Annotated in this window: 8 protein-coding genes; 4 read left to right on the top strand and 4 right to left on the bottom strand. The window is 65.5% G+C overall.

Annotation, left to right across the window (positions count from 1 at the left end):
- Positions 1 to 275: 275 nt before the first annotated feature.
- Complete coding sequence (locus ACP69S_RS00040; protein WP_425993661.1) at positions 276 to 2,636, top strand: TonB-dependent receptor; 2,361 nt, start codon at positions 276 to 278, stop codon at positions 2,634 to 2,636.
- Here ACP69S_RS00040 and ACP69S_RS00035 read toward each other — a convergent pair.
- Together ACP69S_RS00035 and msrB are read right to left on the bottom strand one after the other, a co-directional pair.
- Positions 2,633 to 3,271: an alpha/beta hydrolase gene (locus ACP69S_RS00035; RefSeq protein ID WP_425993659.1), complete on the bottom strand. Its 639-nt coding sequence runs from the start codon at positions 3,269 to 3,271 to the stop codon at positions 2,633 to 2,635. The two genes, ACP69S_RS00040 and ACP69S_RS00035, sit on opposite strands and share 4 nt — an antisense overlap.
- Before the next feature lie 107 nt (positions 3,272 to 3,378).
- On the bottom strand, positions 3,379 to 3,861 hold the full coding sequence (gene msrB, locus ACP69S_RS00030; protein ID WP_425993657.1) for a peptide-methionine (R)-S-oxide reductase MsrB: 483 nt from the start codon (positions 3,859 to 3,861) through the stop codon (positions 3,379 to 3,381).
- A gap of 66 nt (positions 3,862 to 3,927) precedes the next feature.
- On the opposite strand from msrB, the gene ACP69S_RS00025 reads away from it, so the two are divergent.
- Entirely contained in the window at positions 3,928 to 4,248 is a 321-nt protein-coding gene (locus ACP69S_RS00025) for a heavy metal-binding domain-containing protein (RefSeq protein WP_425993655.1), read from the top strand.
- Positions 4,249 to 4,258: 10 nt separating this feature from the next.
- Positions 4,259 to 4,837: a DJ-1/PfpI family protein gene (locus tag ACP69S_RS00020; RefSeq protein ID WP_425993653.1), complete on the top strand. Its 579-nt coding sequence runs from the start codon at positions 4,259 to 4,261 to the stop codon at positions 4,835 to 4,837.
- Positions 4,838 to 4,886: 49 nt separating this feature from the next.
- Here ACP69S_RS00020 and ACP69S_RS00015 read toward each other — a convergent pair whose 3' ends face one another.
- A complete protein-coding gene (locus ACP69S_RS00015; protein WP_425993651.1) occupies positions 4,887 to 5,384 on the bottom strand; it encodes a GlcG/HbpS family heme-binding protein in 498 nt (165 codons plus the stop codon).
- Between the two features lie 34 nt (positions 5,385 to 5,418).
- Positions 5,419 to 9,210 carry a LamG-like jellyroll fold domain-containing protein gene (locus tag ACP69S_RS00010; protein ID WP_425993649.1) on the bottom strand — a complete coding sequence of 1,264 codons (3,792 nt, stop codon included), beginning with the start codon at positions 9,208 to 9,210 and terminating at the stop codon, positions 5,419 to 5,421.
- A gap of 148 nt (positions 9,211 to 9,358) precedes the next feature.
- On the opposite strand from ACP69S_RS00010, the gene ACP69S_RS00005 reads away from it, so the two are divergent.
- Positions 9,359 to 10,203: biotin carboxylase N-terminal domain-containing protein (locus tag ACP69S_RS00005; protein ID WP_425993647.1), on the top strand; the 845-nt coding region annotated here is incomplete at its 3' end.

The following is a 10,203-nucleotide window of genomic DNA, read 5'->3' as shown; positions in this document are numbered from 1 at the left end:
AAGCCCTGTGCGGTGCAGCAATCGAGCAGTCGGATGCTAGAGCCCTTTCCGACCTGATGGCTTCATCAGGGTCGGGCGAAAAGGGCTCTAAATCAAAAGTTTAGAGCATTTTTCGATCCGATAACCGTTTCACACTTATCGGAAAATGCTCTAGCGCTGCGCCACGCGATATACAAAGCGGCGCATGCCTGAAATCGACGTCATCTCCTCATCAGTCTTCGGATCAACCTGGATCTGTCCGGCGCCTCCCCGCCGCGATGGGCCGCCCGAGATAAATGGGGATAGCTTTGAACACCAATATGCATACCGCCGCGCGCCGCCTGCGGCTCACTCTGCTTTCGGCGACGATCCTCGCCGCCGCCACGCCGGTGCTGGCTCAGGAGGCCGCGCCGTCGACCGAGGTCGATCTGGTCGTCGTCACCGGCAAACGCGTGTCGGAAGCCAGCGTCGCCATCGGCACCGACCAGGCAACCGCAACGGTTTCCATCACGCGCGAGGCGTTGCTCTCGGCGCCGGCCGGAGTCACCGGCCTCAAGATGCTGGAATCCCTGCCGGGCTTCAACGTCCAGGCCAATGACGCCCTGGGCATGTACGAGTTCGGTAACTCGGTCTCGGTGCGGGCCTTCAACTTCCAGCAGATCGGCTTCCTGCTCGACGACATCCCGATGGGCCGCAGCGACCAGTTCGGCGGCAGCCCAATCTATCGCTACGTCGACAACGAGAACCTGCTGCGGGTCACCGCGTCGGCCGGGGCCGGCGATGTGGCTCTGCCCAGCTATGCGTCGCTGGGACCGATCGTCGACTATTTCACCCAGGCGCCCAGCCAGGTCGCCGGCGGCTCGGCCAGCTACACGCGCGGCAGCGACGCGCTGAAGCGCGCCTTCCTGCGGCTGGAGAGCGGCAAGGTTGGGCCGTTCTCGGGCTATGTCAGCGGCTCGTGGATCGAGGGAGACCTTTGGCGCGGCCCGGGCACCATCGACCGCACTCACTATGAAGCCAAGCTGCGCTGGGACATGAGCGAGGACACCAGCCTGACCTTCCAGACCGTGCACAACGACTATTTCGACTACGACTCGCCGTCGATCACCAAGGCTCAGTACTTCGGGAACGCCAACGACCCGTTTGGCCGCAAGGGTCGAGACTTTGCCTATCTGGGCTATGTGCCAGTGCTGGCGCCGGCCGTGATCAATGGCGTGACCGGTCCAACCTACTCCAACACCAATTACAATCAGTACTACAAGTTCGCGATCAACAAGCGGAAGGACCACCTCTACGGCCTGACGTTCAAGACTGCCGTGGGAGAGTCGATCGACTTGAGCGCCACCGCCTATTACGAGGACAAGAGCGGCTACGGAGTCTCGCCTGAAGCCTATGCCACCTCGCTGGCCAGCCACAATGCCGAGCGCCTGATCGTCCCCGGTCTGACCGCACCCAGGGGCATTCAGTACGGCCTGTCGGGCGTCGACGGAACCCGCCAGGGCGTGACGGCCAAGGGCGAATGGCGGATCGGGATCAACACCGTCGAGGCCGGCGTCTGGATCGAGGACGACGATTATCACCGCACCCAGGCCCGCTATAACGTCGAGGGTGGCAATCCCGACGGCGCGCCGTTGTTCAACGAGCCGGTCCACCTGCAGCGCAACTACGTCTCGACCCGCCAGACGACGCAGTTCTTCCTGAAGGACACGCTCAGCCTGCTGGACGACGATCTGAAGCTGGAGTTCGGCTTCAAGACGCTGGACGTCGACTATCAGATCAGCGGCTACCGCAACCCCGCCGATTACATCAACCGCCGCACGCCCAGCATCAAGGCCAACTGGTCCGACAGCTTCCTGCCGCAGGTGGGCATGGTCTATTCGGTGGGCGCGCGCGATCAGGTCTTCGCGTCCTATTCGGAGAACATGGCCCTGCCGCGCGGCGCGGACGACGTGCTGTCGGCCGCCAGCCCACTGGTTCCTGCGCCCGAAGCCGAAACCTCGACCAATATCGAGCTTGGCTATCGCGCCAACCGGGCGACCTTCAACGCCTCGTTCGTGGTCTATAAGACCGAGTTCAAGAACCGCCTGCAGTCGTTCGCGGCCCCGGTCCCAGGCAGCACCACGACCGAAACCTTCTTCCAGAACGTCGGCGCGGTCAAAGCTTCGGGGGTCGAATTCAGTGGCCAGTGGAAGCCGAACCTCTTCGCCGGCAAGGTCTATTTCAACACCAATATCTCGTACAATATCTCGGAATTTCAGGATGATATCGCCAACTTCGTCCTGATCCCGACACCCGCCGCGCTGAAGATTGCCGGCAAGAAGGTGCCTGACTTCCCTGAATGGATCTTCCAGGGCGGGGTCACGGTCGAGCCGACCGATGGCCTGGTGTTCAACCTGTCGGGTCGCCTGATCGACGACCGCTTCACCAACTTCATCAATGGCGAGCACGCGGCCGGCTACATGATCTGGAACGCCTATATCGACATGGGCGAGGGCTTCGGCTTTGGCCCGTTCGAGCAGGTCAAGGCGCGGGTCAATGTCGATAATATCTTCGACACCGACTATCTCGGCACGATCGGAACGACGGTGAACACCGCCGCGACCTTCCGTCCGGGTTCGCACCGCACGATCCAGTTCACCTTGTCGGCGGACTTCTAGGACTGGGGCCGCTCGCAGCCTCCGGGCGCGCGGGCGGCCTCTACCTCCCGGGTCAGGTCGGCTAGCAGGGCGCGGCCCTTGATCCATGCGCCATGGCCAGACGCGACATTGATGTGTCCGGCGCGGCCCAGATCCACGAAACGCGCGCCCCAGCCGCGCGCAAAGGCCTCGGCGCGCCCGATTTCCACATAGGGATCGTCGCGACTGGCCACGACCAGGCTCGGAAAGGGCAGTCGCTGGCGTGGAATGGGCGAGAACCCCGTCAGCAGGCGCCCCGCTGGTCCTTCGCGATTGACGTCGGCCGGCGCGACCATCAAGGCCCCGCCGATGCCGCGCCCGCCGGTCACTTGGGCCAAATGTGCGACGAGGGCGCAACCCAGGCTATGGGCCACCAGGATCGCGCCGGGACGCTGGCGAACAGCCTCGGCCAGACTGATGGTCCAGTCGCCCAGGGTAGGGCGTTCCCAGTCGGTCTGGTCCACCCTTTCGGCGGCGGGAAAATCTCGTTCCCAATGGCTCTGCCAGTGATCGGGGTCGGAGTTATAGAGCCCGGGCACGATCAGGATCGGCGGGCCATGGGCATCGCGGCGCGAAGGCGACTCCGCGCGGAAGCCGGAAGGTTCGGAAGTGATCATCGCGCCATGCTCGGAGGGGTTGTCGTAAGGCAACCCAAACCGCTTTCGCGGTCTCCGTTCAAATCAGATCAATTCGGTAGGAATATAGAGAAGCTGAGGTCGCTTGCTCAGTCGAGAGTCGGATCGCCGCGATGCAACGGGTCGGGCAGGGGATCCCCGGCTTTCACAAACTGTAATGACACCGAGTTGATGCAGTACCGCAGCCGGGTCGGCGGCGGGCCGTCCGGAAAGACGTGACCCTGGTGGCTGTCGCAACGGGCGCAGCGGGTCTCGATACGGGTCATGCCGTATGAGGTGTCCTTGATCGCCCGGACATGGTCCTCGGCGAAGGGCGCGTAGAAACTGGGCCAGCCGGTACCGCTCTCGAACTTGGTCTGGTGCCGGAACAAGGGAAGGCCGCACAGCCGGCAGCCATAGACGCCTGGGCTCTTCTCGCCCAGCAGGCCGCCGCAGAACGGGGCCTCGGTGCCATGCTGCAGCAGGACCCGCGCTTCTTCGGACGTCAGGTCGGCCTCCAGGCGTTCGCGCTCTGCCTCGTTGGGCGGGGTCAGGTCGAAACCAGCGGTTGATTGGGTGGCGGCGTCTGTCATGACACACAATGTAAGATGGCCGAAGCCAATCCGGTAGACCAAGAACCATCAGGAAGGAACGAGCCGATGCTGACCTCCACGACTCCGTCGATCGCCGAGCGCGACACCGTGGCCACCCTTGGGGTGGTGTCTGGCGAGGCGATCATCGGCGCGCACATCTTCCGGGACATTTTCGCCGGCATCACCAACATCATCGGCGGTCGCGCGGGCGGCTACGAGAAGGCCTTGCGAGAGGCGCGCGACATCGCCCTGCAGGAAATGAATGACGAAGCTCGCCGTCTGGGCGCCGACGCGGTGGTGGGCGTCGATCTCGACTACGAGTCGCTGGGTCCCGATGGCGGCATGCTGATGGTCACCGCCGCCGGCACCGCCGTGAAGCTGCGCTAGGAGCGCCCCGATGACCATCGCCGTCGCATTCCTGCAGCCCGGCTGGGCCGATTGGGAGGCCGCGCCTGTCCTGGCGCTTTTGCGTGAGCATCTGGGCGTCCAGATCGAGATCGCCACCCCTGATGGCGAACCCCAGACCTCTATTGGTGGCCTGCTGGCCGCCGCCGACTACAGGTTCGCCGACCCTGTCCTGTCGGACGCCGACGTCTTCCTGCTGATCGGCTCAGACGCCTGGACGAGCTTTAAAGACGAGGCGTTGTTTGGCTTGCTGCGGCAAGCTCTGGCCGACGGCAAGATCGTCGGTGCGATCTGCGCAGGTACGGTCGCCGCGGCCCGCGCCCGGCTGTTCGAGGGGCGAGAGCATACCTCCAACGGCAAGGACTGGCTGGAAGAGCAGGTTCCCGACTACGGCGGCGGCGCCCGGTATGTCGATCAGGCGCGGGCGGTGACCTCGGGCAGGATCGTCAGCGCCGCCGGCATCGCGCCGGTTAGTTTCGCGGCTGGTGTCGCCCGTTTGATTGCGCCGGAGTCCGAGGAACTGATCGCTGGCTATGAAGCGATGTTCGCCAAGGAATTCACGGCCGACTGACGACCATCGGCGGGCGGGGTCTTGGCCGACACTGCCCGCCTGAAGTCGCCTACTTGGCCAGGGCGGCTGCGCCGGCGCGAGCCACGACGCCGTCCTGGGCGCCCGATCCGCCCGAGGCGCCAATGGCCCCGACAATGCGATTGTCGATAATCAGCAGCTCGCCGCCCTCGATGGCCAGGGCGCCGGTGAAGATGGCGTTCAGGGTTCCGCCCCTGACCGCGTCCTGGAAGTACAGGGTCGGACGGCGGAAGCTGGCCGACGTCTCCGCCTTGCGGCGGGCCACGTCGTTGGAGCCGTACTGCGCGCCGTCCATCTTCTCGCTCAGCACCAGGGCGCCGTTGGGCTCGACCACGGTGATGACCATGATCCAGCCATTCTTGACGGCGGCCGCCTGAGCGGCGGCGACGGCGACCTTGGCCTCCGCCAGGGTCACCGACCGGCCATAGGGCGGATAGACCGGGGGCGCGGCCGGCGGTGCGACGGTCTGGGCCATGGCGGGCGAGGCGAGGGCCAGCGCGAGCGCGGCGATATGGGCGGCGGACTTCATGTCTTCGGTCTCCTGAAGCGGTTGGGTCTGATCGTCATGGCAGAACGACCTCGTCATTGAGGGCGGTTATCTGCGGCTGGTCGGTCACGAGACGCACGCGCAGGCCAGTGGCCTTCGCCCCGCCGGGGATCTTCAGCCTCACGCTGGCGATCTTGGGCTTCAAGTCCGTAGGCGCCTTCAGCGCCGGGGTTGGCGCAAAGGCCAACACGTTGTCCGCCGCATCGACCAGTTCAAGCCTGGCCGCTATGGCGTCGAGCGCGCCGAGGCTGTGGACCTTGGCAATGACGCTGGAGCCCTTCACCGTGACGTCGCCGCGGCCCACGCCCAGATCGGCGCGGCCGGCCGGATTGTCGCCCGCCGTGGTCAGGACCATCTCGACGACGGTGGTCTGGCGCGGGGCGAGGGTCAGGGTCACCGCCCTGGTGCGCTCGAAGGCGACCGAGCGGCTGTCGCCGTCGCCATCGATGGTGTCGTCGCCATTGGCGTCGAGGCCCTGACGCAGGCTCCACTGGCCGGGCGCGACGGCCCAGCCGGTCATGTCGGCCGTCACCGGCTTGTCGGTGAGGTTATAGGCCATGACCTTGAAGCTCCTTGGCGTCGCGTCCTTGATCAGGACCGCGACGTCCTCGCCCAAGGCCCCGCCGCCGAAGCGCCAGCTGACCAGATTGCCCGGATAGAGCAGGTTGCGCTTCAGGGCGATCCCGCCCAGCCGGGAGCGTTGCAGCAGGTCGCTGGGCAGGTCCACGCGGTCCGACCACCAGTGGCCTTCGGTCAGCATGTACATATGCTGGCTGTTCCACTTGATCTCGTCGGCATAGAGCCGCTCAAGATGGCTCTTGTCGCCGGTGATCTGCCAGGCGGCGAAGCGCTCGACACTGCCGCCGGTCGCCGCCTGCTTGACGATGGCGTCGCCCCATTGGTCGCGCTTGTTCAGGGCGTCCATGACGTTCTCGCCCAGATCAGCCACCGAACGCGGACCGTTCTTCTCGACGCGCCAGGCGATCGGCTTGAGATATTTGGCGTCGCCGGTGAAGCGGTAGGCCGCCCAGAAGATCTGCATGGGGGCGCCGCCGCCCGAGCCTTGCAGCATCGTGCCGCCGCGCTCGGCGTCGCTGCGCCAGTTGATTTCGTTGGGGTACGAGCCGTCCTTAGCTTGGTGCGCCAGATAGCCGTCGGCGATGCCGATGATCATCTCGCGCGACTGGGGATCGCTGTTATAGGCGCCCATCAGGATGGCGGGGTGCAGGATCAGGTACGAATAGGGCTTGGACCACTCCCACGGACCTTCGCGGTAGATCTTCTTGCCGCCGAACCAGTTGGAATTGAAGTGCAGGTGGCCGGCCGGGTTCTTCTCGACCACGCGTTGAAGGCCGCGCACGGTCTCCATCATCCGCTCGACGGCCAGCGGGTCGCCGTAGCTGAGGTACATGGCCTCGGCGTCGCTGTTGATGCCTTCCTCATAGACGTGCAGTTCGTCAGTGGTGATGGTCGGCAGGCCGTCGGTGAACATGCCGTTCTTGTAAGCCGCGTCGGCCAGGCGGTTCAGCGAGGTTCGGACCTTGTCGGGCTCGACGCCCATCAGGGCCAGGCCCGGCCATTGCTGGGTCAGGTCGCTGTCGTCTGAGATGCCGCCGCCGAAGTCGCCGAACTCGGCCTGGCGCTCGTCAATCCACCAGTTGATGAACTTGCTGACCAGCTTAAGGTCTTGCGTCTGGCGGAAGGCCCACAGCGGTGTGCCTTCGGGAGCCTTGGGCTGCGTAAAGGCCGGCCAGCCCTGGCTGCCATAGGTGATGTCGCCCCAGTATTCGCGGCCTTGCTGGTGATCGGGATCGACGCGCAGCAGGTCGGAGATGTCGGCGTCCAGGCGGCGATACAGGCCCTGGCGCTTGGAGGTGGTGTGCTCCTCGACCAGGAAGGCCCAGTTGTCGCGTACTTGGTTGAAGCGGTCGGCGACGTGCTCCGCCTTGGCGGCGTCGCGGTCCTTGAAGACCAGGCGGATCTTCGTGCCGTCCAGCGCCTTGGGGCCGAACTCGCCGCTGGCGGCGGCGATGGTCAGGTACAGGCTGTCGGCGGTGAGGATGCGGTCGCGCAGGTCCAGCCACACGGTGCGAGCCTCGCCGGGTTTCACCGAGACGCTGACATCGATCATGTTGCGGCCCGGCCAGATCGGATCCTTGATCTGGATGTTCAGCGGCACGAGCTCGCCGTCGGCGGCGCCGATTTTCAGGGCAGGGATGTCGATGGCGATCCCGTCGAGCCCGTCGCGGGTGTTCTCCCAGCCATAGGCCCAAGCGCGGGCCAGAGGCAGGTTGGGCGGAGCGTCGCCGAAGTTCGAGGGGATCAGCAGGTGGACGATCGGCAGGCCCTTGGCCGTGGTATCCGAAGCAGGCCGCTTGCGGCTGGGCGCGCCGTCCGGCAGGGCGACAACCGTGGCGCGCTCGCCGGCGGGATGGCGGCCGGCGATATAGCTGTTCAGGTCCGTCAGGTTCAGATAGTCGGCAGCCGCGTCCGAGCGGACGGTGTAGCTCATCTTGAACGCATCCTTCGGCTCCTGGCCGGCGGTCACGTTATAGGCCCACAGCTCCTGGATCGGGGTCTCCTGCGCCGTGTTGGTGAAGCTCAGCACGCCGCCCTTCAGGGGCTCGGTGAGGCTGGTGACCGTGCGGCCCTGACCTTTCGAGCGCGCGCCGACCTTGGCAGTTGCGCCGCCTGTGGCGGGCGCCCAGGTCAAATCGCCATAGGCCGGACCCTGGATCTCGATCCAGTTGACCGGCTCGTCCGGCAGCGACAGCTTCAGGGTCTTGCCGCCGTCCACATAGGTATTCCAGTCGGGCAGCAGGAAGTAGTCGTCGCGGCCTTCCAGGCGCGAGCGGTTGTAGACGCCCGGCCAAGTGGTCTCCGGGATGCCGTCATTGGCCCGCCACATCCACTGCTTGATGTCCTTGGCGTCGGCGACCTCGACCTTGCGGATGCTGGTCGCGGGCGCAGTCAGATAGGGCGGCAGGTCCTTTTCTCGGTTCCAGCCGTAACGAAGCCGCCAGGCGGCGCGCGTCGCCGGATCGTCGAGCGTGGCGACGGGGGCGGGTGCCGTGATCGGCTCGTTCCTGGCCAGCGACGCGATGGCGGCGGCGTCGAGAGGGCGGTCATGGACACGAAGCTCGTCCAGATCGCCGCCGCGCATGAAGCTGTAGCGGGCCTGCACCTGATGGGGCGCGATCACGCGGGGAGCGACGCCGAACTGGTCAAGGCCGGCGTCATAGATCGCCTTGCGATCCTTCTTGGCCGCCAGCTTGCCATCGACGAACAGCTGCACGCCGGTCGTCTCGTCCCAGGTGAAGGCCAGATGGGTCCAGGCGTCGGCGGTGGGTGATTTGTCCAGCTTGAACGACACGCGGGTGCGGGCCAGGCCGTTGTCGGTGACGAAAGCGTCGAAGCCCGAGCCGTTCCAGTCGATCCGCAGGAAGGCCATGTCCCAGCTTGTGTGGTCGGCATAGCCCACCCGGAAGATCACGAACGGCGCCTCGCCGACCGGATAGCCCGAACGCCAGAAGAAGGAGAGCGACCCTCGCTGAGCCTGGATATTGCCGGGCGCGTTCCAGGCGACCAGGCCGTCGTCTTCGGCGCGGAACGCCTTGCCGGCCGCGCCGTTGGCGACCGACGTGACCTTGTCGATGAAGTTGGGCGTACCGTCACCCCTGGCGACGTCGGCGATCAGGCCGTTCTCGCCCGAAACATGGAAAAGCAGGGCTGGTTGCTGCGCGCAGGCCGCGCTCGCCGCGCTGGCCAGGATCAGGAAGCAGGCAGAGCCCAGAAACATCGCCTTCATAATGGCAGTTCCTCCCTTGGGCGCTGATCTTTTGGAAACCGGTGTCATGCCCTGACTCCGCTTTAGCGCTCCAGGGCCAAGGTTGCAAACAGACGAAGGCCTGCTAACCGATGTCCAACGAGACAATATGCCTGCAGGGGAAGACCGCATGTTCAGCAAGATTTTGATCGCCAATCGCGGTGAGATTGCCGTGCGTGTCATCAAGACGTGCCGTCGGTTGGGGATATCGACGGTGGTGGTCTATTCGGACGCCGACGCGGGCAGCATGGCGGTCGAGATGGCCGACGAGACGGTGCATATCGGCCCGTCGCCGGCCAACCAGAGCTATCTGGTCGCCGATAAGATCATCGCGGCCTGCAAGCAGACCGGAGCCCAGGCCGTTCACCCGGGCTTCGGCTTCCTGTCGGAGAACGCCAGCTTCGCCCAGCGCTGCGCCGACGAGGGGATCGCCTTCATCGGTCCCAATCCCGGCGCGATCCGCGTCATGGGCGACAAGATCGAGAGCAAGAGGTTCGCCCAGGCCGCCGGCGTCTCCTGCGTGCCGGGCCATATCGGCGAGATCGACGACGCCGCCCATGCCGTCCTGATCTCCGAGCAGATCGGCTATCCGGTGATGATCAAGGCCTCGGCCGGCGGCGGCGGCAAGGGCATTCGGGTCGCCTGGCATCGCCAGGATGTCGAGGAGGGCTTCCCGGCCGTCCGCGCCGAAGCCAAGGCCAGCTTCGGCGACGACCGGATCTTCATCGAGAAGTTCATCGAAAGCCCGCGCCACATCGAGATCCAGGTGCTGGGCGACAAGCACGGCAATGTCGTCCACCTGTTCGAGCGCGAATGCTCGATCCAGCGCCGTAACCAGAAGGTCATCGAGGAAGCTCCGTCCCCGCTGCTCGACGAAGCCACCCGCGCCGCCATGGGCGCCCAGGCCGTGGCGCTCTCCAAGGCTGTGAACTACGACAGCGCCGGCACGGTCGAGTTCGTGGCCGGCCAGGACAA

The organism is Caulobacter sp. DWR1-3-2b1, from assembly GCF_049895765.1.
GTDB lineage: Bacteria > Pseudomonadota > Alphaproteobacteria > Caulobacterales > Caulobacteraceae > Caulobacter.
The sequence above is the reverse complement of the archived record's forward strand: the minus strand, read 5'-3'. Positions and strand labels throughout refer to the sequence as shown.

What these genes read in the sequence shown, in the direction of transcription:
- ACP69S_RS00015 (WP_425993651.1), bottom strand. Translation starts at nt 5,384, where the DNA reads ATGAAGTCCGCCGCCCATATCGCCGCGCTCGCGCTGGCCCTCGCCTCG.
- ACP69S_RS00035 (WP_425993659.1), bottom strand. Translation starts at nt 3,271, where the DNA reads ATGATCACTTCCGAACCTTCCGGCTTCCGCGCGGAGTCGCCTTCGCGC.
- ACP69S_RS00020 (WP_425993653.1), top strand. Translation starts at nt 4,259, where the DNA reads ATGACCATCGCCGTCGCATTCCTGCAGCCCGGCTGGGCCGATTGGGAG.
- msrB (WP_425993657.1), bottom strand. Translation starts at nt 3,861, where the DNA reads ATGACAGACGCCGCCACCCAATCAACCGCTGGTTTCGACCTGACCCCG.
- ACP69S_RS00025 (WP_425993655.1), top strand. Translation starts at nt 3,928, where the DNA reads ATGCTGACCTCCACGACTCCGTCGATCGCCGAGCGCGACACCGTGGCC.
- ACP69S_RS00040 (WP_425993661.1), top strand. Translation starts at nt 276, where the DNA reads ATGGGGATAGCTTTGAACACCAATATGCATACCGCCGCGCGCCGCCTG.
- ACP69S_RS00010 (WP_425993649.1), bottom strand. Translation starts at nt 9,210, where the DNA reads ATGAAGGCGATGTTTCTGGGCTCTGCCTGCTTCCTGATCCTGGCCAGC.